Genomic DNA, 25,905 nt, shown 5'->3' with positions numbered 1-25,905 from the left:
GTTCAGATTTTCCGCCGTAAAAGTTATGCACTGTTATGCACTCCTAATTCGGCTCCGACTTGTCCAAAGATTCAAAAAACCAAATCTCCAAGCAAAAACCTCTGCGTCGAGGGCTGGCTATCCTACAGTATGCTCGTAGTCCTTATTGGTACGTTCGCTTTTGGGACCCAATGAAGGGCGGATATGTACTGCGGTCCACAAAGGAAAAATCACGGATCGAGGCCATGGAAGTGGCTTACGAGTTTGCCGACACGTACCGCAGCAAAGCCAACAGCGACCATGCCAAGAAGAAAGCCACCAGCTTTGAGCACTATGCCAAAAAGCTGATGGGAGTGCAGAAGGGTAAGTCGAAATGGTCGGACGGTGACAACAAACTGTTGAACCGCTCCAAGGACGGGCTGATCTGCTACTTCGGAAAGTATGATGTCACGAAGATCAATACAGGGATGGTTCGGGATTATCTGATTCATCTGGACGAGAACCGGCCAAAGCGGTTGGCGGAATCGACCAAGGGCAAGCACGTCGGCATCATTCGTAAGGTCCTGACGTTGGCTGTCGAAGATGGCCTGTTGGATGTCTTACCAGTTTTGCCGAAGCAAAAGACCGTCGATAGCCCTCGTAACGCTTTTACAGATGATGAATACAAACGCTTCATGAAGGCCGCTGGAGAGTGTGTCAAACGCAGAGACAAGGTGCGTGGCGTTGAGATCACCGGTCATCACGCCAAGATGTTCCGGTTTGTGGTCCACACGTTCCTCCGTCCGACCGAAGGTGAACTGTTCGGCCTCAAGCACAAAGATATCCAGATCAAAGGCGAACCTGCGCATCTGGAACTGAATGTGCGGGGCGGCAAGACAGGTGGCCGTGTCAGCGTAACGATGCCTTTGGCGGTGCCGCTTTACCATGCCATCCTGAACCCATTCGATGAGAAGGGGCCAGACAGGAACGGCTATGTCTGGATGCCGGAATACCCAAACCGAACAACGGCGATCAACACGGCTCGGCGTATCTTCAACCACATATTGGAAAAGGCCGATCTGCTGGATGATGACCGTAAGCTGTCACCTTACTCACTTCGGCATTATGCCATTCAGTCCCGGGTGAGGTCGTCGAATGGGAAGGTGAACCCCCACACCCTTGCCAAGAATGCAGGAACGTCAGTGGATCAGTTGGAGCGGTTCTATTTGAAGAACATGGCTCCCACGACAGGGATCATTGAGAACTTGCAGCACAGGGAGTGACGAGTTGTTGTGCCAACCGGCCATCTGCCCTGTTGTCTGCAATCGTGAACCAAGGGACGCCACTGGGGTAGCAAAGGAGATCCCAATGGCACTTGAAAAACAATTCAATCTGGAGGCAGCGGAAAAGCCCAAAACCACGCAGCCGTCCCATCAGCGTCGGCAGAAATTCATCGCAGCCATCGACAAGCAGTTGTCTGGAATGGCGGCAGAGGAGACCAGCAACCCGGCGAAAAGCACTTGGGTCTGGCAGTCGAGGAAAGGGGAATGGTTCATTTCCCCGAGGTATGGAAAAGCGTCTCTTGAACTGGCTCCGGGCCTGTCAGCGATCAAATGCACGGATGCAGATGACGTGGTGCAAAACCTCGAAAAGCTGAAAACCCTCACGAGTGACGGCAAACTGGATGCGGTCCTTGAGACGGCTGCGACAGCAATCCGCAGCCGGTTCGGAAAGTGACATCTGCCAGTTGCTTTGAACACTCAAATGGTCCCGTTGGGTTCGGATGGATCGCAACGGGACTTTTTTGCTTTTCGGTCGGTCCCAACCACGAGCAACAAAACCCAAACCGTGCGAAGCACTTCACGTAGTGAAGTTGATAGCCAAACAGTAGCCGGATGGTGGCGATGGGTGGCAATGATCCGTCCTATTGTCGGCTGTCAGGTCTAATTTGAAACCCAATGGGACTGAGGAAGTTCGATCCAGCCATCAACCGAACCAAGATCACTAGCCACATGCGAAGCACTTCACGAAATGAAGCATTTTGCCATCTGGTGGCTATCTGTTGGCCAATCGCTGGCAATGTTGGATCAATAGCTTGCTTCGCAAGACATTCGTTGCACGAATGTTATTTCTATTGTTCTTTCCATCAGGACTGTCGAAGACCTGACCCCGAAGGGGTCTGTAGTTGGGGTTCAATCAGGTTTCATCTTGCCCTGTTGACGTTCATTGCGGTCCAGTAGTTTCCTGTGACGACCATTTGGTTCCATCGGCATATAAATGAACTCCATGTACTCATGTCCTCGCTACGCTCGTCCATGAGCTTTCAGTGTTCTGGATTATTATTCTCATTCCCATTTTAGCTCCTGAATTCATTTGGGTTGCTTTTATGCATCACCGTACCGATCCGACCCGAACCTGAATTTCTGGCATGCGAAAACTCGGCAGGGCCGAGAGATTGTTTTGCTGATTGTTTGGGGTTTAGATTTTGGGTCCGTGTCAGGAGCAAAGGGTTGATGTTCGTGGTTCAGGAGGCATTCGAGCCTCTTGATCTACCCACTTGCCGGATACCCGGCCAACTCCTGCTGATCTTTGTATTTGGCCCACACATAGCTGAGAACCGCATCATATGTGCAGCCCGCATAGCCCTTCACACGGACGTATGCGGTTGTCACGGTGGTTGGGCTGTAACCAACCTTGATGGCTTTTGTCACTCGCTGCTGCTTGATCCGTAGCGCTTCACGAACACCCTTTACGGTTGCGGCAACCTTGGCCAGCTTGCGAGCCTTGTCTTCGGGGCACAGGTTGAGAATCCAGCCCGACGCAATCCATGCCAGCCGTTGTTTCTGGGTGACGATCTTGAGGGCACGTTCAACGGCTTCCACGGTGTAACCGAACTGAAATGCCTTCATGAAGTAATCCGCAGCAGGACGACCGCCACGGATGTAGGCTTCGACGATACGCATTGCCAGTTTGTGGTTGTCCAGCATCCAGCGGTCAGCTTGCCTGCGGAAATTGCGTTTGGTGAAAACGGAGCGCTCAAGCGCTTCGATGTTTCCGATGTATTGTGTTGTGTTCTGGGTCATTGTCTGCCTCCGCCGATTGGGTGCTTGGTGTGTGGACCCGTGGGGACAATTGAAGGCAACCCATCCACACACCAAGGCTTTTGATCGGATTATTTATAAGGACGGGACCCAGAATATTGGGGGCAAGCTGTGATTAATTTGGGGTCAGCACATATTCGGGAGAATGTCCCACGTTATGCAGGGATTGGGGCAAATTCTCCCACGGCTGTGCAGTCAGGTATCAGAAAAATAGTATTTGTGTCGTATGGGTGTAAGGGATTAACAATTACCACTTTTGCCGTTATGGCAGTGTGGCACGTTCCAGCATTTTGATCTGAACTTGGGGTCCCATGCAAGCCAAACTCACTTTTCGACCTGACCAGTTTTATCCCCCAAACAAGAAGAATTCGAAGCACGTGCGTTACCTCGTGATCGGCTTTGATACCGAGTACCAGCGAGAGGGATTTGAGAATGCGGATGGCTTGGCCGTGGTCCGCAATCAGGTGCTGTCCTATCAGTATAGCTGTCGTGTCATAACGCCGGACAAAGCAGAGGCAGAACAGCATTGGTCGGGCATTGTGCGGCCCGATGGACCATCTGACGACGACCGGCTGACCTTGGCCGAGTTCTTGGAACATGCATTGCGGGATGGTTTTACCAAGCATCCCGATCTGAAACTGCCGGTGGATGTGTATCTGGTGGCCCACTTCACCCGTGCGGACGTGCCGGGGTTCTCCGACTTCAAAGACGAGAAGTCCCGGAAAGCCATGAACTTGGAGAATGTCCGCAGCCTGTTCATGAATGTCAGCGACAAAATAGTGGTCAAGCTGAAGCGGGGTGAAAATCTCAAGCCAATCAGGCTGCATGTCAAAATCCGGGACACGATTGCCCTTGCGCCAGCAGGAGCCAAAAGCCTTGCCAAGCTGGGCGAAATTCTCGGCTTTGAGAAGATGAAGCTGTCCGACGATCCCAAGCAGGAACAATATTACAAAGAAAATATGGGGGAACTGCTGGACACCAATTGGCTGCTGTTCCGGGATTATGCCATTCGGGATGCCGAGGTGTGTGCGCAATACACCGTTCTCATGATCCGGCTCTATTTTGAAAAAACGGGTAAGTTCAAGCTGCCCGTCACACTGACTTCGATTGGAGTTGACCTGATTCAAAAGCATTGGCTGTCCCAAGGGCTCGATCCGCTGGAAATCGTCGGGAAGGAGAAAGTGACTGAGAAGTATTGGAGCAACAAAAGCAGTCGCTATGTGACAAAGACTGAAGCCAAGACTGTTCAGAAGCTTTTCTGGAGCGAAGACTTCTTCACCGAATGCTATCATGGGGGCCGCAATGAGCAGTTCTGGTTTGGTCCCGCACCTGAGGGGGTCTGGTATGATTATGATCTGACTAGCGCCTATCCATCAGCCATGGCCCTTATCGGTGAGCCGGACTGGTCAACAATAACGCATATCACCAGCACCGACGAACTGCTCGGCGGGGAATTGACTGTCGAAGACCTGGCCTTTGCCAACGTGGATTTTGAGTTCCCTGACGATGTGCGATATCCGGTACTGCCAGTGCGCACGGAGAACGGATTGCTGTTCCCCCGTAAAGGCAACAGCACCACCCATATCAGTGAAATCCTGCTTGCCAAGAAACTAGGGGCTAAGATCGAACTGGTAGAAGGGCGGCGGATCGACTCTGACCGTGTTTTCAGCCGCAGAAAAGGTGGCGGCAGGGAATGCGGCCCTGCTGAGAAACCGTTTTTGAAGTTTGCCCGTCACTGCATCGAGGAGCGTGCCAAACATCCGAAGAAGACCTTGCACAATCTGTTCTGGAAAGAACTGGTGAACTCGACCTACGGAAAGACTGCCCAAGGGCTTCGGGAACGCCGTATCTACGATTTGAGGGATGCTGAGACAAAGCCAATGAAACCCAGCAAGATCACCAATCCGGTCTATGCTGCCTTCATCACGGCCTTCTGCCGAGGGGTGCTGAGTGAGATTATGAACGCTCTGCCTCGGGACGTGCAAATCTTCAGTGTCACGACCGATGGCTTTCTGACGACCGCCACGGATGAGCAAATGAAAGAAGCCGCCCAAGGAACGCTGGGCCGGAGATACCTGACTTCCCGTATTGGGTTGGCTGCGCAGTGGAGCATCTATGAAGTCAAGCATATCATCCGTCAGCCTGTTGGCTGGCGTACACGGGGGCAGGCCACATTGGTGTCGTCCGCACCTGAAGACTGGGACGGAACGGGCATGGTGCCCAAAGAGGATGAGACAGTTGTACTGGCCAAGGGCGGTATTAAACTGGACGCCATCCTGTCGAAGGCTGAGCAGAACAACAAAATTGTCGATCTGTTCTTTGACCGCAAACCGACCGACACGGTGTCAGTCACAATGGGCGCTGGCATTCGGGAAATGTACGAGCAGGGTATGGACTTCGTGGACAAGACGATGACCAAACGTCTGTCCATGGAGTTCGACTGGAAGCGACGACCGGAGGCGGCTGGTGATGTCACTGTCACGACTGGTAACGAGCAAAGTCATACGCACTTGGCATTCTCAACACAGCCATGGGACACCGTGGATCAATTCAACACCACTCGGGCGATCTGGGCAGACTACAACAAGCAGGCTGGGCATTGTCTGAAAACTGTGAACGACTACCAAGCATGGGCGGAGTATTTTGAGGGCAAGCTGGCCGCACAGGGTCCGGCTGGGGCTTACATTGCAAAAGAGGATGGTGTCCTAAAACGACTTCGTCGGGACCTGATCATAGCGCACAAGCTGCGGAAAGCGGGCACGCACGAGCTTAAACCGCACGCAATGGGGAACAAGAAGATATTCCCAACCTACAAGCTCAGGGCGCACCAACTGGCGGAAATCCTAAATGATGGTTTTGGCATCCCCTGCGCCAAAACGGATGTGGACAATGCCCGAAAGAAAAAGGCGTTCGTGCCGCATCAGGTGCCCCGGACTGCACAGTCTGTTGCTGTATTAAGAAGCATCAGGCTGAAATTGTTCCCCGAATTGGATGTTGAGCAGTTCCTGACGCCGAAAGCGGCTTTTGATTTGGCAGTGGAAGATGCTGAAAAGCAGCTAAGAACCAATATTTCGGGAGATATGGCAATAGACATCAACGAAAAATCGTGATGAATTCAGCAGCTTAGTGATCCTGAAATCAGCGTGGTAGCAATAGTGAAAAAGTGGTTTAACAAGCTAAAGCTCAAGTTGCTGCAATGGCTCTTGCGGGATTATGTGACTGCCCATCTTGCGGATAAGAATTGGCACGACAAGCAATTTGACTACATCTCTGATGATGAGCTTGCAACGCGTCTTTCCGAAGAATTTATGTCGGCAAGATACATCTACAAAGTTCTTCGGGCCCTTGAAGCAGGCTCTTGGTTGAGGAATGCACAGGTTCGCGTACAAGTTCTGATGTATGCTTCCGTCTACGAAGCGGCGCTCCACCATGTCCTTTTTCAAGAACTGTCGGACAATCCAAGAGTTCAACAGTTGACTGAATACAAGACTTTGAAGCGGATTTCCCTTCCGAAGCACTCAATGCAAGTATTGGAGAAGAATTTATCTCACGATGGAAAAGACATCATACCGAGTTATCAAGATGTTGCTCGGACTGACATTACTAAGGTTCGATTTGATGCCAAGGCACGGTGTGCCGCCGAGTTAGGTATTATCAACTCCACATTGTGTGATGACCTGATTGAAATTTATGAAGCCCGCAATGCTATTCACATTCATGCTGAAATCAAAAAATCCCTGAAATATGAACTGAAACTCGCAGAGAAGGCTTATCGAAGAATGAAGCCGTTCAACGAACAGCTTAGGAAGTTCTGCAATAGTCATTCTACCGTCGGACCTTGTATGGAAGATGTTTTACAGAAGTCGGCGTAGTTCTTTACAGTCTGTGGATACCAGCGGTCACCCTTGTAAGTGGCCACGCCTTGCTCGTTCAAAAGCCTCGCCGCCCCTGAAAACGATCTGGCCTCAGACAACGCTCGTTCAAACTCGGGCCGGATCGTTTCGAAGAATACCCGCTTCTCTGATTGCCGTTTTGCAGCCAAGGTATGTGCATTCCGGCCAAGGACGGTTCCCCGGTTCTTTGCCGCTTTGAGTGCGGCGCTGGTACGCTCAGAAGTCTGTCGGCGCTCCTCCTCGGCAAAGCAGGCCAGCAGGTGCAGGAAGAACGTTGACACGTTCGGATGTTCGCAAACTACCAGTTCAATCCCTTGGTCGATGATACCAGAGATGAATGACACCTCACGTGAAAACCTTTCCAGCTTCGGGATCAACAGCTTCGACCGGGTCTTCTTCACAAGGTTGATGGCATTCCACAACTCGGCCCGATCGTCCCGTTTGCCGGATTGGATTTCCGGGAACTCGGCTATCACAAGATCAGCCAACCTGTTGTACTACCAGTGGTCTGCCAATGAGACTGTTGCAGCAAGGAAAAGTAACTGATGGGACATACACTGCCGTAGACACCGTTGGAGCGCAGTCGAAGTAATATTGCTTCGCTATTGCAAATTAAAGGGCATCACGTAAACTGACGAAATTGAACGAATTTAATTGGAGAAAGCAGATGTCTAACCAGGAATCTGGCGTTGAAGTTATGGCAGTTCGCGGCGATGATGGTGAACTTTATCTGATCCCGAAAGATTGGGTCAATAAATGCCGAGTGAGTGCCGACCAAGAGGAAAAGGTTGCCGAAGGTATCAAGGCTGAGGCATTTTCTTCGCTCAAATTTTCCACCTTGGAGCCTGGATCACCCATATCCGTTGTATTCTGAAAAATTATGCAGAAGACCAATTGTAGCCAAGTGGCAGTAACCCCAGCTGCTTGGCTCTACAGGCCTTATATAGACTTAGCAAAAGTAAATGAATGCCCGCTGCACTCAAAAGGTGTTCTATTTGCGTACACAAGATTGTTTGAGGATCATACGCATCCCAGAATTCAAGCTGTGATGTCACATTCTTTTCGAAAAAGTATCCATAGATATTGCGAAAGTTACGACTACGATGCTGAGTATGTTAGCGATGTCCCTAGAGATTTCCGCTCAAACCGATGGCAATCTGTATGTGAACTGGTCAATGAGTATGGAGGCCTTGAAGTCGAGCAGCAGATTCTCTTGCTTCAATTATTGTCCAAGCTTTGTCTATACAGAAATGTTCTTTCTCTAACATCAAATATAAATCGGGAAACACATTCAGAAATACGTTATCTGCGCACCCTTGCAAAATATATCTTACACTTGGACTATAAAGAGAAATTTTCAGTTTCTGATTTTGAAGAATTGTGCTCTGATACTGATAGGGGATCTCTGGCATCTGTCAATGCGTCATACCAAATGCTGGTATACTGTGCAAAACAACAGAAGAACGTTGACCTCTCAAATTATTGGATGAATGTTCATCGCGATTATTTAGATTGTGCGTCCAGTATTGGTGAAATAGAGCTTCAAGTATATAGAAGTCGTTTTCACCGCGCGGCAGCTTTCATACCCTTTCTAAAGAGCAACGTGAAAGAAACTTATGCTGAACTCGATAGCGCTCTAATCGAAGCAAAAAAGATTTGCACGCATCCGAGCGGCGCTGCCGATGTGAGAAATGAAATTCTGTTACCTGCGTTGGAAAGTTACACAAAAACTGCTATTTGGGCAAATGACTGGGTTAGGGCAAAAGAACTTGCAAAACAGCGAATCGATTTGGATCCAGTCGATATTAGGGGTTATCTTGAAGCTGGAGAAGTTGACTTTCGGCGGGGTGAGTTCTCGGAAGCACTAATCCACTATAAAAATGCGGTTATTGTCGGAGGTCCGGGATCAAATGTTGCCGCCTACATGGCGGGTTTGTGCAGTGAAAGTAATGGTGAGGACCGTGACGCGCTTTTCTGGTATTCGCTTTCGTTAAAATTTGATCCAAAAGGAATTTCTCCCAGGAAAAGAATTGCGACGCTAGGCTCTCCCGTAAATGATTTGTCACTGACGGGATGGGTTTCAACTCTAGGGTAGTAACCCAAGGATCGAGACTGAATTATATTCTGTGGACTGAGAATGTACGGACCAAAGAAAAGAAGACTGTCCAAATTTCAAGTCGAAAAATAGAAATCTCATCCACGCTGATGTAAATAATAGGAAAACAAATTTCCTGCTTATTTTCGTAACAGGCGGTGAAGATACGGAGTCGGTTGGGTGAATTGATGCAATATCTTGTACTTTGTTCCGATCTCACCCCGGCTTCCTAAACCCATCTCATCCCAATATAGGGGGTGTTTGAATTCGTCCTCGATGCTAAAATGCAATACACACTCACTCATATAGCAATTCCCTTCCATATAAAACGCGCTATTTCCAACGGGAAACAATTGCCAGTCTTGAGTTACGTCTGTAACAGCGGTCCGAGAGTATTGATAGAAAACATTGTGTTTCCCTTCAGTCTCTGCTAGATTCATAAATTCATCCACAAATTCTTCAATCAGAGCCCTTACGGATGGTGAATTTACATATTTGTCATCGAGTCCAATCTCTTCTAAGGTGATGCGGTCTTTATTTCCAAAGAAATAATGATAGACAAAACTGCCGGTCCACCAGCTCCGCTCTGGGCGTGTTTTGGAATGGTATTCAATGTTGTTGTCGTTTAAAAAACTGTAATTCCACAGCGGCAACTTGTCTTCAGCGCTTGGCGGTGCGTTGAGAGCGGATGGAGCAGGATGAGAAAATTCAGACCAAATTGGTATTTCATCTGTAGTGTCAAACACTGAACTTTGAGCGTGGCATGTTCCGACAATAATGTTTAATCCTGCTGCAATCCAAATTGTGTTGTACGCATTATGGAGATTTTCTAACATTATTGTACGACTCCTATGGGCTAATACTGTGATTAGAAATCCATGTATCTGAACAAGCTTCCCCCATCGGTAGGATATGTTGGCAGTTTATTCCGTTTACAAAAGTAGAGTCGTAGCCGAGGATTTTCGCATCCGACTCTGAGTGAATAAGTTTCGGGCGCATTGACCAAGAGATAAAGAAATTATCTCGATCAACTTGCTGAACTTCTATGACTGTGCTTTCCACTATTACACCACTCTTTCCCCCCCACGCTGATGAGAATGTTATAGTTTCTCCTACCGTTAACGGGGTGGAAAAGAAGTCCTCGCTAGAGATAAAGGAGCTCCCAATTTTTTTAAACAAAAGTTTCGCGACGCCAACAATTTGACCGCGATTAACGCCATGCCCAACATCCATCGTAATAGAACTAAGTGTTGAGTCTGATGGCTGCTGGATTACTGGCCCAAGTTCATGATACAGAGAGAGACGGCCATAGAAATTGTCAGAAAGGGAGTTATAAGATATTAACTTGGAATGTAATTCGGTAAATGTTTGCCAAACAAGGTTAACCTCATCAAGGCGCCTCCTTGTCTTTGATAATTTGACGCGCCAATTGTTTGCGAAAAGAAAATTCCCTCTGGATGCCGCAAATTTGTTAGCTGAGTTTTCTTGATCGTCAAGAAAACTTTTTAAAGATCCCGACGCCATAAAGGGGCTTTTCTTTGATTTAAGAATTATATTTTCGAGACGTGCTTCGTCGAGTACACGAGAAAAGAAAAAAGCATGATCCCTTATCTGCCTGTTCGTGTCACTGAATAGCGGCTTGACGTCAAAACGAAGTGTAGAGAGTTCAATAGAATAATTGGAGTTGGAGTGTATTAGGGTGTTTCTTGCTACATCGTGTAGAACTTCCCGAGCTTGATTGTTTGTTAAATTTAATGACTCCAAAAGATCGTTGAAAATAGCATAAAAAATTTCTTCCAACTGTCGCAAAGCTGTGTCAGCAGTAGCTAGAATTACTTCGTCGGGTAACGTGCACGGTTTGCTTATACCCAACGTCGCATTTAACTTTTCGCAAAGTTCAATTTGTGGTTTGAGAGCTGCTTTGTAGTGTTGCAATACATCAGTAGAACTCGGAGAGCGTTTTTCTCCTGTTCCACTGGAGGGCTTCCAAAAGATGGCTCTAATGCAGGCTTCATTTGCATGCTCATCCAGTGCACAATGCCCAACATTGGAGGATGAGATGAGGGCCTGTAATGTGATTTCAATAACAACACCGAGATCATGGAGGCCAGCGTCCTCCTTCTGTTTGAGTACAGATTGATCGCAGTCCAAATCTCGTAGAGTATTGTGAAATTCGTCGGAGTTCAGGCCATGTTCTACCGACAAAGATTGCAGAAACTTCCTATCTTCATTGTTTTCAAGATTATTGTCTAAAACTAAATCCCAATAACTTTGAAATGCACGGCAGATGCTCGTTATTTTATTTCCTTCCACTGTTGAGATTTCTTGTCTCCTAAGTAGAGATAAGTCGTTCAATCGTCCGGTTTTTGCGATCTGCCAAGGGAACGGATCCACGTTTAGATGAATTTCTTCTATGCCTAGGGCAGTTCGCTGATTAAAATTTAACTCTTCGTTAATCGCCGACGCCCATGTCTGTTTATCAAATGGATAGTGCATGCTTAATAGCGTCGAAGCCTGCTCGATCTGCAGGGGAGTTGCCTCAACTCCATACAGCTGTGCAACACGCTTCGAGTGATATTTTAAAACTTCTAGTTCGCGACGCAACTCTGAAGATGCAAAGTTAAACCTCTGGAATAAGGGGTCGCGAATTGTAGTTTCTACGTTGAGCCCGTCAAGTAATTGGCGCAGTAGTTGTGTTGTGCGAAGTATCTCATCTCTGGCGTGCTCAAGCCTGTCAATCTCAGCTTCAGAAACAAATCGAAATGTGAAGTTATTATTCTTTTTGCTTGTATACTTGAACGGGAAATTTTCATATTCTTCGACTTCGACGTGTTCCAATAGCACGGTATGGCCGACATTCTTTCTGCTCTCAATAACGCCATCCACTGGTGACACCAGAGTTACAGTGGCCGGTACAACAAATATTTCTGGAATGTTCTGATCGGCCACGATGATTTTTGGGTAGATAATTGTTGCTGAGAACAATATAACTTTGATAACTTTAGCGTAACGCATTTGTTTCCCCAATTGAATTTCATAGAAGCGTGTTCACAATAACTATAATCTGCGACCTGATAAAAGTCGTCTGGATGGCGTGTTTCTAGTGTACGAGGGTTTGGGCTATGTCGGCAAATGGTTTTAATATTAAAACTCTGAATTTGCCATTCGAGAACTGAAGGTTCTTGTGGTGAAAAAAGCAACTGATTAGTCGTAGGTGGTTATTTTTTCTGTGCTTTTCTGTCGGTTATGTAAGTTGCATAATTTTTAACCGTCTGCGGATACCAGTGACCGCCTTTGCACGTCTTCACCCCACGTTCGTTTAGCAGTCTTGCCGCGCCTGAATACGATCCTGCGTCAACAATCGCCTGTTCGAACGAAACTCGGATGGTTTCGAAGAATTTTAGCTTCTCTGACTGCCGTTGGGTGGCCAATACGTGCGCATTCCGGCCAAGGACGGTTCCCCGGTTCTTTGCCTCTTTGAGTGCGGCTCTGGTCCTTTCAGATATTTGTCGGCGCTCTTCTTCAGCAAAGCAGGCCAGCAGGTGCAGGAAGAACGTTGACACGTTCGGGTGTTCACAGACGACCAGTTCAATCCCTTGGTCGATAATCCCTGAGATGAACGACACTTTCCGGGAGAACCTGTCCAGCTTTGGGATCAGCAGTTTAGAACGGGTCTTCTTCACAAGGTTGATGGCGTTCCACAGTTCAGCTCGGTCGTCACGCTTGCCTGATTGGATTTCGGTAAACTCGGCTATGACCTGATCAGTGGGTGTCAGGAATTGCTCGACCATCGCCCGCTGCGCTTTCAGCCCGAGGCCGGATCGTCCCTGCCGTTCGGTCGAAACCCGATAGTAAACTACATACTCGGTCATGCCTTCTCTTCTTCGTAAACGACAAACCAACGTTTGTTGTAGAAGGGGTCAGGTATATTTGTCGGATTGGCAACGGAAGGCTACCTGTGATTTTGTCGATTCAGATTGAGGTTGAAATGCACTCTTGACGCTCCTTGTGCGTCTCGCCATATTGACGTTGGCCTTCCGCACAGGCCGGTGTGCCCGCCACGCAAAGCCATGCAGTGCTTGAATATTTTTTGTCGCTCCCTTCTTAGCGGATCGATTAGTAGCGGGCACCTAGTCAGATCCGAGATTAGGAATGGGTCATGGCTCAAGATTATGAAATCAAAAAACTGAAGACCATCGCAAAGAAGATTGCTCGCTCAAAGCGCATTGAACATCATGAGGCGCTTAATTTGGTCGCTCATGCGCTTGGGTACTCTCATTGGTATGCGGTGTCCGAAGCCAATAAGGAAGGATGGCTTCCAAGCGCTGCGGAACTGGATAAGGCTGCGGAACTTCTGGAACAGATCAACCCTAGCGCCGTGAAGAGTGCTGCGGAGCGGAGTGATACCGAAGAGTTGTTTGGCGATCCGGGTGGTGTCAGCCAAGGGGTGATTGCTTCACATCCTTATCAAATTGAAGTCTCCTTAGATGAAGTCTACATGAGCGGTCGTGGCTGGCTTATCCATGTCCCAGAAGCGCCCTCCAAGAAGCCGTGCGTTAAAGTCACGGACAAGCGCTACAAGGCAAACCCAATCAATGAGCCTGATTTCGTTGTTCAGGCGCTGGCCGTAGCTAACGCCAAAGCTGAACAGGTTCGTGCCCGTATTGCCTCAGACTGGCCTCGGCGTTCGACGAACCCTGATGACAAGGGACGAGTTTCTCACCCGATCAATGGTGGTCTGAGTGATACATGGTTTTGTTTGCACTGCGACGAGAAGTTGGGGGCCAAGGCCGTGGCGGCGAACTTATGGCATTGCCCGTCGTGCAGCGCCTCTCCGATTGACATATTCAACTCTCGATGGTGGCCGGGGGAGCCTTCAAGCGAAGATAGCAACTCGGCCTAGCTTCACTTTTTGCGAAAGTTGTGAGCATGTTGGCTGGTGGAAAGTCGGGTCACCGACCCCAGCAGACTATCGACATCTGTGACGACTATCTCTTGATGATGGCGCAAGGCAATGAAGTTGCCTTGCGCCTTTGTCAGCAGTTTCGACTTAGCCAACCCGTCACCCTATTCAGGATACTGACGTTGCGCTGTGGCGATGCCTAGCTTCTGGCCGCCAGATTTCTTGGTGCGTGCAACGGCTGTCCAATCGTAGGTGTGATCGCCGTTCGGTGGGCAAGGGCTTTTGTATTTGAACGCCCCCGATGGAACTGTGCTATCTGCTGACATCTTCACGACACCGCCGCCGTGATTGTAGGAGCGCACGTCCATCAGCCTCTTACTTGAGGCTTATGCTCGGTGCTGCATCAAGCAGCCACTTTGGCAACTTCTTTATTTCACCCAATGTGATTACCTCCGGCACATCATTCCAGAATTGAACGATGGCGTGTGAGACGATCTCGAATTGTTCTGCGGAAATGCGCAGATTGGTGTGATCTTTCCACGAGAGGACTAACTCCCGATCTACCCCGATTTCTTCTTCGGACACGATCAACTCTGGGTACTGCCTCTTTAAGTCATCAAGTGACTTGCCGTCTCCGTGTTTGTGAACGTTGACCACTAAACGACAGGCATCAAGTGCCTTGTAATAAGGCTTCGCGCGAACGTCCAAACCGAGGTCTTTCAACAGGTTCAGAACCTCAACAAAGCTGGAAGACCAGACGCGGCGAAATGCTGTCTCATCGGGCATCCAGTGCTGCATTTCTCTGACGAGCCAGTCACGAAGCTCTTTTTCCCATCGGTGGAAGATCGAAACCAACATCGCAAAAAGAACCTGGTCCCGCATGTCACAAAGGCTCAAGTAAAGGTTCGTACCCGCTTCGTACGCCTGTTCTGCGTAGTCTCCGGGATCATGTCGATCAGGGTCAAAATGCTGACCCATCGCATCCCATGTTGCATCTGCGTGCGCATCGGCCGCTTTCTTCATTTCCTCGTCATCGAATTGCGCAAACAATCGTTCGCGGGCCTGCGAGACGAAAAAGTTGTGCTCGTCGATCAAATTCTGTCGATGCCCAGACCAGAAGTGAAAGGCAGTGTAAGAGCTATCCATCGTCAGCGCTCTCCTGCTACGTCTGCCAAGGCCGCTTTCAAGACCTGAAAGCAGACTTTGGCGGTGTGCTGATCTGGTGTGAAACCAGTCGCGAGCTGCTGATACGGGTGTATGAAATTGCGAAAGTCGCGAAGGCCGTGCCCGAATTTTTTCACATCGGGTTTGAGCAAGCCGATCTCACACGCAACGTCGATAAACTGCGCAAGGCTCCATTCATGGAACTTCTTCACGCTGCCAGCGCTATTTGTTGGACTGGCCTTCGAATTGTTGAATTTCGCAGGGTGCTTCTGCGCTGCGCCTAGCAACACGGCTTCCAAGACGCTCCCGCAGAGGAAAATCACTGACAGGTTTGCACCGGCCTTCAAGGCAATTCGGGCCTCTATGAGACGCTTCTCGATGACAGGTACGACAGGCGCATCGACAGGCAGCTTCCCAATGTTCGGAATGGTGAACTCAGTGTCGAGAAAGCTGCTCTCGGTAGGCGCATTCGTCGATTTCGCTTTCTTTCCTAGGAGACGATCAACAACGGCGCGGCCTTTCTCAAGGACGGGCTTGTCGATTTCGGTTCCGCCAAGCTCGCAGGTTGCGATATACGAGTCCAACATCTCCGACAGAACCTTTCCGACGATTGGGTCCGGCTCTTGCTCCCAAAAAGCCCTCATCTTCTTAGCCTTCGAGGTGCCGTAGGTTTGGTACTTTTGCCCATGGATATCGATGCGGAACTTGTTAAAAAATGCTCCAAAGGTCGCGTCGGAATAGTCCAAGACATACCCACTTCCCATCTCAAGTAAGCGTTCTAAGTATCGTTTTTCGATGTCTGTAAGGCTGCTCACGATCTGATTCTCTATAATATTTTCGCAAAATGTAAGCGCAGCTTAAGGGCATTGGATGCTTAGCATAAGGTGATTGGGTTTGTTTTCGCAATTGTGTCACTGCGCCATAGCTCAATAGTTGTTTTGATGCGTAGCCGTTAAAACCCACTGGACAAAGCCGTGGCTGAGAAAACTCAGACACGGCTTTGTCATTCAGATTTGAAAAGCGCTTGAGACTTATGATCAGGTCTCGTCAGGTCAGGTCTTCAACCCGTGCATCGGGGGCATTCCGCTTAACAGATTCAATTCCGTTGTCCCGTCCAGATGCGGTGGTGTAGCTTTCGCTGGTGCCGATGACCTGACCGTTGCTGGCCTTCAGGTTGAACATGTGCCCACCGGACTTGGTTTCCTTACGTTCGTACCTGTCGTCATTCGGTGCATTCGTTTTTACCGATGCGACACCGTTTTCAGCACTGGCCTTTTGAACATAACCTTCGCTGGCCAAGATGATTTCGCCATTTCCGGCCTTCAGCCGAAACCGATACTCACCGGCCTTATCTTCGTAGAGTTCAAATTTTCCAGCCATTTGATCTACCTCATTATTGTTGAACGAAAAAATCAGCATGAAGTTGCTACGTTTATCATGTGGTCACAAGACAAAAATTGTGGCCGGGTGAAAGGGTAGAAAAAAAGCCACTCATTGCTGAGTGACTCACACTGCAGTTCATTCAATCGCCGCTAGCCAAGATAGCTGCGAATGCCGTCCGTTACTGGATGTAGGACCCTTCATTGGCTGAGACGTTGGCTGGCGATCATGTTCCGGCTTTCCTTGAGGGCGGTTTGGCACAATGGATGACCGCTGCCCTAAGATTCTTAACAGGCCGAGGCATATGTGGGGAATGAAGTAACCAGTTTGGCGGCCCCGCTACGGTGTCTCGGATGTTTCTCTGACAACTCGGAACAAGGTGTCTGTAAGTTCTGCGGTGGTTGAAAGCAGTCCTGCGGCATCGTTGGGGCCTAGCAGTAGCGAAGAGTCTTTATGGCTTGTTGAGTTCCTGAGGGAGCGTCCAGCATGCCACCTTCCGTGCATACTATCTGTGAGGAGGTCATTGTCGTGCGCCCAATCAATCAGTGGGGCATACTTCATTTTCTGTACTGACTTTAGGGCACCGGTTTCTTTCACCGCTTCGCGCAGTGCACTTTCGGAAAACCGAAAGAGTTCTTCAATGCCAAGTGTGAAGAGCGGGTAGTAGAAGCAACCGTAAACCATGCTGCCCTGTGCTCTGTCGAACATGTCCTGCAAATACGCAGGGAGTGCCTCAGAAGGTTTAATGGATAAAAACATTTGTACCCAAGCATCAGTCGGGTGAGAAAACGCTCCGAGACCGTGAACTGACCAACCGTCAAGTCGGCTATCGCGTTCAAGGTAATTTTCTACAGTCAAATTCGGTTCACCCAATACTCTGGCCTCTGATTAGGAAAAATGATCACAGTGCGGTAATGAGCACGGCTGCTCTATTTTGTCCATTGGCGGTATGATCCGCCACGAATAGCTTGTCTATTTGGCGGGCAGGTAGGTCGGTTTCCTATCCTTCCGGGTGATCCGATTACCAAGCCACTTTGAACCCATTCGATGAAAAGGGACCGGACAGCAACGGCTAGCTGTCTTGTCCCAACCTAAGAGAAAGGGGCACGCTCGTTGTCCATGTGGCAGTCGAGAAAGGTTGAGAGATTGCCATTTACCAAATTAGGTGCACTACAGCAGCGGCTTCCAGTGTCTTCGTGGAAAAGACTTGAAAATTCGTCGGCGGCAGTTTCAGAGTTGGAGTTCGTGACCTTGATGAACTGACGTCGTAACTTAACCAGTGATTTGCCCATTTTTTGTAATGAGGCGTATTTCAAGTCAGCGTATTGTGAGCCGGTGCGATGCGTCTCACTCAGCGAACACGAGAATAAGAAATCTACTTGCTAGTTACCCTAGTGGGGTGTGAATTCCCCGTACAAACTTACTGACGCCTTGGATTGACGACAGATAGATCGCATCGACCCCCTCAACTAACGACATTGAAAGCCCGCTGTTAAAAGCTGAGCCTCGGTTAGGCTCCTCAGGCGCCTTATGGGAGGGCGGAAAAAGACGGTATGACCAACCTCGGATTGTGTAGGTGTCCGTGGGGCAGTTTCTGCCAACAATAACCGCACCATCGTGGATGGACGGGTTCAGCTTTATTGCTGCGTCGATTTGCTTCGGGAAATCGATTGTCAGTCTTGAACCAACAGGTGGTGCTGGCACCCTCGACATAGCAGCACAATGTGGAAGTGGAGCTTCACCAGTAAAAAAACATACTATTAGAGTTGAGTGGGACTGGCGTCCCTTGACGGTAGCCAGCATAAGTTGATCGAGATTGTTCTCTGCACCGTAGTCTTGAGTATCACCCATGCTTCACCTTTTACCTTTCAAAATTCTATTCATTGTCTTGGTTGCAGGCGCGATGTCACTGGTCATGCTGATGGTATATTGGGGCGTCTTCGGCAATAGCGTCGTAAACGATTTCATGTGGATTATGAAGTTGGTGTCTTATGGGACAACTGGTTTGCCATTGGTGCTCTACCTAGCGTGGCGTTGGGTGCCTCAAGTGCAATCATCCATTTTTCCCTATCTGGGGGGCGTCTGGGAGGGGACACTTTCTTACGATGGAAAAAATGGCCAAGGTGAACGTCCGATCACGCTAACCATAAATCAATCTCCGTTTTACGTGAGTTTGATCCTTGATAGTGAAGAGTCAGTCTCGAAGACCCTTTCCGCCCAAGCGGATCGCGATGCCAACGTAAATCGCGACCGAATTTACTACGTGTTTGAGAACGAACGGAAGGAGGGTGCGAAAAACCCCGGAGTCAAGTATCGAGGGCTTGCAATATTGGGGGTGACAGCTGGCAAACAGCTCACTTTGGCTGCGGATTACTTCACGGAGACTAAAAGTACGGGGCAGTTACACCTAAGAAACCATAGTCCACATCCTTGGTGGAGTCTTTGGAAGTGACAGCCAAACATCTTAGTCACTGGCTGCAACCTTCTTCGCAACAATTTTTATATTTTTTTCAATATCTTAAACTCAACCTGCCCTCTGATTTTCAAAAGTTATACACGAAGTGATGAACTTTGTTGTAACCCTTTGAAATCACGTTTGGTAACTTGATTGAAAATCCTCGTGTCGGTGGTTCGATTCCGCCCCCGGGCACCACTAATTCAATGAATCTATTAATTTATTTTGAGTTTTAAGCGTTCGAACTTTCCGCCGCAAAAGTTATGCACAGTTACACACTCCTTTCGCGGGTTGACCTTAGCCAAAGACCCCAAAAACCAAGTCTCCAAACGGAAAACCCTCAGAAGGGGTCTGGCGATCTATCTGACAGGCCGCCTGCGGACGAAAATTGCAGACAGATGCTCAAAGTGACGGGTGTATAAGTTAACCCTCGGCTGGCGGCACGGCCCGCTGGTAGAGATGCCATGTAGCGTGGCCAAGGATCGGCAGGGTAAAGATCAAACCCAGGAACGCCGGAATCATCGACAGCAGCATGGTGACCGAAATGATCGCCGCCCAAGTCAGCATGACCACCGGGTTTTCCGTGACGACACGGATGGACGTCAACATGGCAGAAACGAAATTGGTCTCCCGGTCTAGCAGCATAGGCATGGCGACGACGGTCACCGTGAACAAGACAGCCGAAAGAAATGCACCTACGCAGGTGCCAACAGCCAGGAAGGTCCAACCCTGCGGTGTAAAGAAAACTGTGTTCAAAAACCCATCAAAATTCGAGAAGGATGCATTCTGCAGGATGATCGCCAGCCAAAGGCGAACCTGATAAATCCATACCCAGAAAATGAACAAGGTGACGAAGGCCATCCATCCCATTTCCCGCTTGCGTTGATTGGCCATGACACTGAGGATTTCAGACCACCCGAAACTCTCTCCTTTCTGTAGCCGGCGGGACATTTCATAAAGCCCTGCGGCTGCGAAAGGTGCGACCAATGGAAAGCCAACAATGGCCGGTATGATCATCCAGATCTTGCCGAGCCAGACCAGGCTCCAAACAAACAGGATGCCAAAAACAGCATAAAACAGACCGAAGAAGCCACTCATGAAAGGTCGAGCCAGAAAGTCGGAAAACCCTGCCTTCAACGATGCGGTGATATCACCCGCTGTCACCTTGTTGACCTTGAGTGTTGCCGGTTGCTGCGGTGACAGATTGTCCGGCGGTATCGAACCTGCTGTCTTGGGTGTCATAATACACTTCTCCCAACGCATGGAACAGCGATGTTCCGTTTGCCGACAAACCCAGCGAAGAAACAGACATCCTTCATTCGAATGTAAGTTTGCTTCAGGTGAGGCATAAGGGCAAGGGGCAGAACAACAGCTTTGTCACCGTGATCCTGTAGGGAGGCACATATTTTTACTGTCGTTTAGTGGTGGTCGAGTTCCTTTGGGGACCCGTCGTGTAAAGTAGAAGGGCCCCACTTTTATATGAAAAACGAGCGGCTCTGTTCCCAAGCATGTACTTCGCCCTTGGTTACGGGACGTATCGCTGAAGACGTGCCGTCGTTCTCCAACCTGCCAGTAAAGACCGCGTGTACTCGCCGCGATTAGCTGAGGCCGTGAAGCACACCAGCGACAGGGCAGAAACGAAGCAGTAGGGGTGTGTTTATCAGGTGGCGGTCTTTTTTATCGGCGGAATGCTCAACCCACCAATTTGCGTAAGAAGGGCCACGATGTCGTCGACTCCTTGCCGCTGCCGCAGGGACGAGAACACGAATGGTCGCCCGTTGCGCATCCGGGTGGCGTCTCTGTCCATCACCTCAAGCGAGGCGCCGACATGGGGGGCCAGGTCGGTCTTGTTAATGATCAACACATCAGATTTCGTGATGGCCGGACCGCCCTTGCGAGGGATTTCTTCGCCTGCGGCCACGTCGATCACGTAGAGTGTGACATCCGCCAGTTCCGGGCTGAACGTAGCCGACAAGTTGTCACCGCCGCTTTCGATCAGCACTAACTCTACATCCGGATGGCGGGCCTGCATCTCGGCCACAGCCGCCAGGTTGATCGACGCGTCCTCGCGAATGGCTGTATGCGGGCAGCCACCGGTTTCCACGCCGATGATCCGGTCCTGCGGCAGAATCTGCATTCGCATCAGGGCTTCGGCGTCCTCGCGGGTATAGATGTCATTGGTGATCACGCCGACTGAGACCTTGTCGCGCAGCGCCTCGGACAGGGCGGCGGTCAGAGTGGTTTTGCCTGCGCCTACCGGGCCACCGATGCCCACGCGCAAAGGGCCGTTCATACTGCTCATGTTCGGAACATCCTTGAATATTGAGATTCGTGTTTCATTGACGCGATGTCGGACAGGAATGCAGTTGACCCTAGGTCGTCCAATCCGGTTTCTATCGCTTCGTTTGCGACCCGCTGGCAGAGGGGCGTCAGATCACGGATCAGACGTTGCCCATCAGTCTGGCCCAGCGGCACCAGCCGCGTCGCGCAGGCCACCAGATTGGCCATGAAGGCCTGAAGATACATCTGTGCCGTCAGGCCAAGTGGCAGGTCCCGGACGGCTGCGGCATGGCCGATGGCAACCGGGTAGGTCAGGTTGCCCATCTCCACCGCCCAGACGTCAGAGGTCACGCTGCAAAACGCCTCGCCCAGCAGGCGGGTTTCCATGAGCCGTTCAGCCGAGGCGGAAAACGCCCGTGCATTTCGGTCGATTTCTACCAGAGTATCAGACGTGCCAGCCCGATAGGCCGCGGCCAAAAACACGCAGTCATTGCGCCCTGATCCATGTTGGACCACATCCCTGATCCAATCGCTGGTGTTGGTAATATTGGCGACAGCGCCGCTTTCGATGGACCATTCAAGCCCGTGCGAATAGGCGAAACCGCCCACCGGGTAAGCGGGGGAAAGCCATTGCGTCAGGGTCAGGATATCTGCGTCAGTGGGCGTGGCCATGGGTCCTGCCGTGGCCATATGCGCCCCCTTCGGGGGTGAAGGGTTCGACGGTTTCCCGGATGTCCGCACCGAGCTTCACCAGCATGTCGCGGATGACGTGGTCGTGCTGGATCAGCAGTCGGTTAGCCTCGATCTGGCAGGGGGTGTGGCGGTTGCCGATATGCCAGGCCAGCCGCAGCAAGTTGTCTCCGGTCACTTCCAACAGGTCTTCAGGGGCGGCGACAATCTCGACCGCGCGCCCGTCTTCCAGAACCAGCACGCCGCCATGGTCCAGCGATTTGGTTTGCGCCAGATCGACCAGAAATGCCTCTCCGTCATCGGTCGCCAGCATTTTGCGGCGCAAGAACCGCCCGTCATAGTCCAGCGAAACCTGTGCATGGGCCTGTGAGTGGTGGTGGTCGTGATAGATACGGGCGGTTTTGATCGCGGTCGTCATCGGGGCCTCCTGTAATCTCAGAACATGAAATAGCGTTGCGCCATCGGCAGCACTTCGGCGGGTTGGCAGGTCAGCAATTCACCATCGGCGCGGACTTCATAGGTTTCGGGGTCAACCTCGACATGGGGGGTCGCGTCGTTCAGCAGCAGATCGCGCTTTCCGATGTTGCGTGTGTTTTGTACGGCGACGGTTTGCTTTGCCAACCCGAGTGTATCACCGATCCCTTCAGCTTGGGCGGCCTCGGAAACAAAAGTGATCGCCGAATTCTCGACCGAGCGGCCATAGGCCCCGAACATTGGACGGCTGTAAACCGGCTGAGGTGTCGGGATCGAGGCGTTGGGGTCGCCCATCTGGGCACAGGCAATGGTGCCGCCCAGCAAGACCATCTCGGGCTTCACCCCAAAAAAGGCTGGATTCCATAGCACCAGATCGGCGCGTTTGCCTTCCTCGATACTGCCGATTTGGTGGCTGAGGCCATGCGCAATCGCCGGGTTGATGGTGTATTTAGCAATGTACCGGCGAACCCGCATGTTGTCGTTCTCGCCGGTTTCCTCGGCCAGACGTCCACGTTGTTTCTTCATCTTGTCAGCGGTTTGCCAGGTGCGGATCAGAACTTCTCCGACGCGCCCCATGGCTTGGCTGTCGGATGCGATGATCGAGAATGCGCCCATGTCGTGCAGGATATCCTCGGCTGCAATCGTCTCGCGCCGGATGCGGCTTTCGGCAAAGGCCACATCCTCGGGGATGGACTTGTCGAGGTGGTGGCAGACCATCAGCATATCCAGATGCTCCTCAACCGTGTTCACGGTGAAAGGCCGCGTCGGGTTGGTCGAGGAGGGCAGAACGTGGTTCTCGCCACAAATCTTGATGATGTCTGGGGCGTGGCCGCCGCCTGCGCCTTCGGTGTGGAAGGCGTGAATGGTGCGGCCTTTCATGGCTTCCACGGTGTTTTCCACGAAACCGGATTCGTTCAGCGTGTCGGTGTGAATCATCACCTGCACGTCCATGGCATCCGCGACCGACAGGCAGCAGTCGATGGCGGCGGGGGTTGTCCCCCAATCCTCGTGCAGCTTCAACGCGCAGGCGCCGGCTTTGACCTGTTCCTCCAGCCCGGCTGGCAGAGAGGCATTACCCTTGCCTGCAAACGCGAGGTTCATCGGAAAGGCGTCTGCCGCCTGCAGCATCCGTCCAATATGCCAGGGACCGGGGGTGCAGGTGGTGGCCAGAGTGCCATGTGCCGGGCCGGTTCCGCCGCCCAACATGGTGGTCAGGCCAGAATGCAGAGCATCCTCGATCTGTTGCGGGCAGATGAAGTGGATATGGCTGTCGAACCCACCTGCGGTCAGAATGCGACCTTCGCCCGCGATCACCTCTGTCCCCGGTCCGACGATGATATCAACACCGGATTGAGTGTCCGGGTTTCCGGCCTTGCCAATCTTGGCGATGCGCCCGTCCTTCAGGCCCACATCGGCCTTGTAGATGCCCGAGTGATCGACGATCAACGCATTGGTGATGACCGTATCCACAGCTCCCTCGGCGCGCGTCGATTGAGACTGCCCCATCCCGTCGCGGATTACTTTACCACCGCCGAACTTAACCTCTTCACCATAGGTGGTCAGGTCGCGTTCGACTTCGATGACCAGATCGGTATCAGCCAACCGCAGCTTGTCGCCGGTGGTGGGACCGAACATGGCGGCATAGTCTGCGCGTTTGATTGTTGCTGGCATCAGAGCGCCCCCATGACCTTTTGATTGAACCCGTAAACCTTGCGCGCCCCGCCGACTGGGATCAGCGAGACTTCGCGTTCCTGCCCCGGCTCGAACCGCACTGCGGTGCCGGGTGCGATGTCCAGACGCAACCCGTGGGCGGCAGCGCGGTCAAACTTCAATGCCGGGTTGGTTTCAGCGAAATGATAGTGCGAGCCGACCTGAACCGGACGGTCGCCGGTATTGGCAACCATCAGCGTCACCGCATTGGTGTCGGCGTTCAGGGTAATCTCGCCTTCGGCCGGGAACAGCTCTCCGGGGATCATTTCGGCAGCTTTGAAATCAGGATGGTTGCAGCCAGTGCGATCACTGCCAGGCCAACGCCTAACGCAGCGTAGTCCGTGCCATGGGCGTGAATATGGGTGTCGGTATGCGCGGCGGCGGGGCCAGCGAGGATCAGGGCAGGGAAGAGCATACGGGTCATTTCAATGTTCCTTCTTTAGCGTATGGGGTTGTGGACGGTCACCAGTTTGGTCCCGTCGGGAAAGGTGGCTTCGACCTGAACCTCGTGGATCATCTCGGGCACACCTTCCATGCATTGCTCGCGGGTGATCACCTCGGCCCCGGCCTGCATCATGTCGGCAACAGACCGCCCGTCACGCGCACCTTCGACTACAGCGTCGGTGATCAACGCGATTGCTTCGGGGTGGTTCAGTTTGACACCGCGTGCCAGCCGCTTGCGCGCGACCTCAGCGGCCATGGCGACCAGCAGTTTGTCTTTTTCTCTGGGGGTCAGGTTCATGTCAGATCATCCAGCATCGGGGAAGAGTGTCGTTGTTCAGGTGCCGCAGCACCGGTATCAGCGCGCGCCGCAGGGCAAAGCTGTTTTCGGCCAGCATTCGGATCACCAGCAGATCACTTTGGATCAGCGTCGCGCCAGCGCTGCCGGGCAGCATTCGGCGGACCGGCTCCAACTGCCCCTCTGCCGTGGCCGAGGCAAAGACTACCAGTGCCATTGCGCCTGCGCCGTTTGCAATATGGGCCTTGGCAAGATGTGCGTGCAGATCGCCGGTGAATTGCATTGCATCCAGAAAAACCGGCTGCCCGCCCCGCCGGATTTCGATCCGGTCGCGCAGGCGGATATCGGTCAGCGTCTCACCCATTGCCGCGCGCCCGAAAACCAGAGGTTCAACCATCAATGCAGATGCGTCGGGCTCCATCTCGATCAGCAAGCGACGCTCCAGCGCGCTGCCGTTGAACAGGATGGTTTCTTGCGGCAACCAGTTCAGCCGGGCACCGGTGTCGACAGTCAGGTGATTGGTAACCTGCCCGTAAGGTCCGGGTTGGGCCTTGTAGGCGCGCTCGCAGGCTTGCGTGGTCAGGGAAAGGGTTGTGCCCGTCGCGGCATACCCATGAAAGCGGAACGTGTCTCCTCCGGTGATCCCACCTGCTGTGTTCAACAGGGCGGCGTCCAGTCCGCGCTCGGCTGGGCGAGGGAACAGGCACTTGAAGGATCCCGATTGGCGAAACTCATCCAGAACCGACTGGTTGCCCAATCGCTTGGCACTTAAGCGAACCGCGCCCTTTGCACGTGGTGGTGTTGCGCCCGACTTGAGCATTATGGAGGCATGATGAGTGATGGCGCACCTGCGGATCAAAGATGTCTGCCGCTTGTTTCACCGCTTTGACGTCGGAACTCTATTCTCCGACGCCGCTTTTCGGCAAATTACCTGAGGGGGCGATTAACTTTTAGGCGTGCGCAAAAACATCAGCCTAAAAATTAATCAATTTCGGCCGGTCGCTGGATGCGGCCCGTTAACTAAATTGCTAATTTCTCTGCGATGCAGAATCCGTATGAGTGC

The 25,905-nt window shown here is 51.4% G+C and carries 29 protein-coding genes; 9 read left to right on the top strand and 20 right to left on the bottom strand.

All coding sequences use genetic code 11. From position 1 onward, the window contains the following. Positions 1–224: 224 nt before the first annotated feature. Together GOW98_RS12180 and GOW98_RS12175 are read left to right on the top strand one after the other, a co-directional pair. Positions 225–1,241: a tyrosine-type recombinase/integrase gene (locus GOW98_RS12180; RefSeq protein WP_217359544.1), complete on the top strand. Its 1,017-nt coding sequence runs from the start codon at positions 225–227 to the stop codon at positions 1,239–1,241. Between the two features lie 85 nt (positions 1,242–1,326). Next, positions 1,327–1,695 carry a hypothetical protein gene (locus GOW98_RS12175; RefSeq protein WP_170332341.1) on the top strand — a complete coding sequence of 123 codons (369 nt, stop codon included), beginning with the start codon at positions 1,327–1,329 and terminating at the stop codon, positions 1,693–1,695. 812 nt (positions 1,696–2,507) lie between these two features. Here the strand turns inward: GOW98_RS12175 and GOW98_RS12170 are convergent. Next, complete coding sequence (locus tag GOW98_RS12170) at positions 2,508–3,041, bottom strand: hypothetical protein (RefSeq protein ID WP_170332339.1); 534 nt, start codon at positions 3,039–3,041, stop codon at positions 2,508–2,510. Between the two features lie 173 nt (positions 3,042–3,214). Next, positions 3,215–3,886: a hypothetical protein gene (locus GOW98_RS25745; protein ID WP_254437983.1), complete on the bottom strand. Its 672-nt coding sequence runs from the start codon at positions 3,884–3,886 to the stop codon at positions 3,215–3,217. On the opposite strand from GOW98_RS25745, the gene GOW98_RS12165 reads away from it, so the two are divergent. Both GOW98_RS12165 and GOW98_RS12160 read left to right on the top strand, forming a co-directional pair. Next, the gene (locus tag GOW98_RS12165; RefSeq protein WP_254437982.1) at positions 3,818–6,169 is read left to right on the top strand and encodes a DNA polymerase; all 2,352 of its coding nucleotides are present in this window, start codon (positions 3,818–3,820) and stop codon (positions 6,167–6,169) included. The genes GOW98_RS25745 and GOW98_RS12165 overlap by 69 nt on opposite strands. 45 nt (positions 6,170–6,214) lie before the next feature. Continuing rightward, positions 6,215–6,931, top strand: a complete 717-nt coding sequence (locus GOW98_RS12160) for a hypothetical protein (RefSeq protein WP_217359543.1) — start codon at positions 6,215–6,217, stop codon at positions 6,929–6,931. Here GOW98_RS12160 and GOW98_RS12155 read toward each other — a convergent pair. Next, positions 6,880–7,440, bottom strand: a complete 561-nt coding sequence (locus tag GOW98_RS12155; protein WP_170332335.1) for a recombinase family protein — start codon at positions 7,438–7,440, stop codon at positions 6,880–6,882. The genes GOW98_RS12160 and GOW98_RS12155 overlap by 52 nt on opposite strands. Before the next feature lie 179 nt (positions 7,441–7,619). Here GOW98_RS12155 and GOW98_RS12150 point away from each other — a divergent pair, with 179 nt between their 5' ends. Together GOW98_RS12150 and GOW98_RS12145 are read left to right on the top strand one after the other, a co-directional pair. Further along, positions 7,620–7,826, top strand: coding sequence for a hypothetical protein (locus tag GOW98_RS12150; RefSeq protein WP_170332333.1), 207 nt, complete (start codon positions 7,620–7,622; stop codon positions 7,824–7,826). A gap of 174 nt (positions 7,827–8,000) precedes the next feature. After that, on the top strand, positions 8,001–9,047 hold the full coding sequence (locus GOW98_RS12145) for a tetratricopeptide repeat protein (RefSeq protein ID WP_170332331.1): 1,047 nt from the start codon (positions 8,001–8,003) through the stop codon (positions 9,045–9,047). Positions 9,048–9,187: 140 nt separating this feature from the next. On the opposite strand, the gene GOW98_RS12140 is transcribed toward GOW98_RS12145, so the two are convergent. The 3 genes from GOW98_RS12140 to GOW98_RS12130 form a co-directional block, all read right to left on the bottom strand. After that, positions 9,188–9,883, bottom strand: a complete 696-nt coding sequence (locus tag GOW98_RS12140) for a hypothetical protein (protein ID WP_170332329.1) — start codon at positions 9,881–9,883, stop codon at positions 9,188–9,190. A 13-nt stretch (positions 9,884–9,896) separates the two neighbouring features. Further along, positions 9,897–12,062 (bottom strand): hypothetical protein, encoded by a 2,166-nt coding sequence (locus GOW98_RS12135; protein WP_170332326.1) that lies wholly within the window; start codon positions 12,060–12,062, stop codon positions 9,897–9,899. Positions 12,063–12,265: 203 nt separating this feature from the next. Beyond that, positions 12,266–12,919, bottom strand: a complete 654-nt coding sequence (locus GOW98_RS12130; protein ID WP_170332324.1) for a recombinase family protein — start codon at positions 12,917–12,919, stop codon at positions 12,266–12,268. A 287-nt stretch (positions 12,920–13,206) separates the two neighbouring features. On the opposite strand from GOW98_RS12130, the gene GOW98_RS12125 reads away from it, so the two are divergent. After that, positions 13,207–13,950, top strand: coding sequence for a hypothetical protein (locus GOW98_RS12125; RefSeq protein WP_170332322.1), 744 nt, complete (start codon positions 13,207–13,209; stop codon positions 13,948–13,950). A gap of 164 nt (positions 13,951–14,114) precedes the next feature. On the opposite strand, the gene GOW98_RS12120 is transcribed toward GOW98_RS12125, so the two are convergent. The 5 genes from GOW98_RS12120 to GOW98_RS12100 form a co-directional block, all read right to left on the bottom strand. Then, positions 14,115–14,318 carry a hypothetical protein gene (locus GOW98_RS12120; protein ID WP_170332320.1) on the bottom strand — a complete coding sequence of 68 codons (204 nt, stop codon included), beginning with the start codon at positions 14,316–14,318 and terminating at the stop codon, positions 14,115–14,117. A 7-nt stretch (positions 14,319–14,325) separates the two neighbouring features. Further along, positions 14,326–15,096, bottom strand: coding sequence for a hypothetical protein (locus tag GOW98_RS12115; protein ID WP_170332318.1), 771 nt, complete (start codon positions 15,094–15,096; stop codon positions 14,326–14,328). A gap of 2 nt (positions 15,097–15,098) precedes the next feature. Next, positions 15,099–15,929: a hypothetical protein gene (locus GOW98_RS12110; RefSeq protein WP_170332316.1), complete on the bottom strand. Its 831-nt coding sequence runs from the start codon at positions 15,927–15,929 to the stop codon at positions 15,099–15,101. A gap of 232 nt (positions 15,930–16,161) precedes the next feature. Continuing rightward, positions 16,162–16,494, bottom strand: coding sequence for a YegP family protein (locus tag GOW98_RS12105; RefSeq protein ID WP_170332314.1), 333 nt, complete (start codon positions 16,492–16,494; stop codon positions 16,162–16,164). Between the two features lie 339 nt (positions 16,495–16,833). Beyond that, positions 16,834–17,352 (bottom strand): hypothetical protein, encoded by a 519-nt coding sequence (locus tag GOW98_RS12100; protein WP_170332312.1) that lies wholly within the window; start codon positions 17,350–17,352, stop codon positions 16,834–16,836. Positions 17,353–17,575: 223 nt separating this feature from the next. Between GOW98_RS12100 and GOW98_RS26475 the strand changes: the two genes are divergently transcribed. Beyond that, positions 17,576–17,659, top strand: coding sequence for an SEC-C metal-binding domain-containing protein (locus tag GOW98_RS26475; RefSeq protein WP_437436858.1), 84 nt, complete (start codon positions 17,576–17,578; stop codon positions 17,657–17,659). A gap of 684 nt (positions 17,660–18,343) precedes the next feature. Then, positions 18,344–18,946: a hypothetical protein gene (locus tag GOW98_RS12095; RefSeq protein ID WP_170332310.1), complete on the top strand. Its 603-nt coding sequence runs from the start codon at positions 18,344–18,346 to the stop codon at positions 18,944–18,946. A 426-nt stretch (positions 18,947–19,372) separates the two neighbouring features. Here the strand turns inward: GOW98_RS12095 and GOW98_RS12090 are convergent, their stop codons facing one another. The 9 genes from GOW98_RS12090 to GOW98_RS12050 form a co-directional block, all read right to left on the bottom strand. After that, on the bottom strand, positions 19,373–20,191 hold the full coding sequence (locus tag GOW98_RS12090) for a DUF2189 domain-containing protein (protein ID WP_170332307.1): 819 nt from the start codon (positions 20,189–20,191) through the stop codon (positions 19,373–19,375). A gap of 418 nt (positions 20,192–20,609) precedes the next feature. Continuing rightward, entirely contained in the window at positions 20,610–21,251 is a 642-nt protein-coding gene (gene ureG / locus GOW98_RS12085) for an urease accessory protein UreG (protein ID WP_170332305.1), read from the bottom strand. Then, positions 21,248–21,919 (bottom strand): urease accessory protein UreF, encoded by a 672-nt coding sequence (locus GOW98_RS12080; RefSeq protein WP_254437981.1) that lies wholly within the window; start codon positions 21,917–21,919, stop codon positions 21,248–21,250. The genes ureG and GOW98_RS12080 overlap by 4 nt, the downstream gene beginning before the upstream one ends. Next, positions 21,885–22,337 carry an urease accessory protein UreE gene (gene ureE / locus GOW98_RS12075; RefSeq protein ID WP_170332303.1) on the bottom strand — a complete coding sequence of 151 codons (453 nt, stop codon included), beginning with the start codon at positions 22,335–22,337 and terminating at the stop codon, positions 21,885–21,887. Before ureE ends, GOW98_RS12080 begins: the two co-directional genes overlap by 35 nt. Positions 22,338–22,354: 17 nt before the next feature. After that, positions 22,355–24,064: an urease subunit alpha gene (gene ureC / locus GOW98_RS12070; RefSeq protein ID WP_170332301.1), complete on the bottom strand. Its 1,710-nt coding sequence runs from the start codon at positions 24,062–24,064 to the stop codon at positions 22,355–22,357. Beyond that, the gene (locus tag GOW98_RS12065; RefSeq protein WP_170332299.1) at positions 24,064–24,369 is read right to left on the bottom strand and encodes an urease subunit beta; all 306 of its coding nucleotides are present in this window, start codon (positions 24,367–24,369) and stop codon (positions 24,064–24,066) included. The genes ureC and GOW98_RS12065 overlap by 1 nt, the downstream gene beginning before the upstream one ends. Next, positions 24,366–24,527: a hypothetical protein gene (locus GOW98_RS12060; protein ID WP_170332297.1), complete on the bottom strand. Its 162-nt coding sequence runs from the start codon at positions 24,525–24,527 to the stop codon at positions 24,366–24,368. The genes GOW98_RS12065 and GOW98_RS12060 overlap by 4 nt, the downstream gene beginning before the upstream one ends. Positions 24,528–24,542: 15 nt before the next feature. Continuing rightward, the gene (locus tag GOW98_RS12055) at positions 24,543–24,845 is read right to left on the bottom strand and encodes an urease subunit gamma (protein WP_170332295.1); all 303 of its coding nucleotides are present in this window, start codon (positions 24,843–24,845) and stop codon (positions 24,543–24,545) included. 1 nt (position 24,846) lies between these two features. Beyond that, positions 24,847–25,662: an urease accessory protein UreD gene (locus tag GOW98_RS12050; protein WP_170332293.1), complete on the bottom strand. Its 816-nt coding sequence runs from the start codon at positions 25,660–25,662 to the stop codon at positions 24,847–24,849. Positions 25,663–25,905 lie beyond the last annotated feature (243 nt).

Origin of the sequence: Ruegeria arenilitoris (assembly GCF_013032445.1) — a bacterium.
Lineage (GTDB): Bacteria > Pseudomonadota > Alphaproteobacteria > Rhodobacterales > Rhodobacteraceae > Ruegeria > Ruegeria arenilitoris_F.
This window is presented reverse-complemented; position numbering and strand designations above follow the sequence as displayed.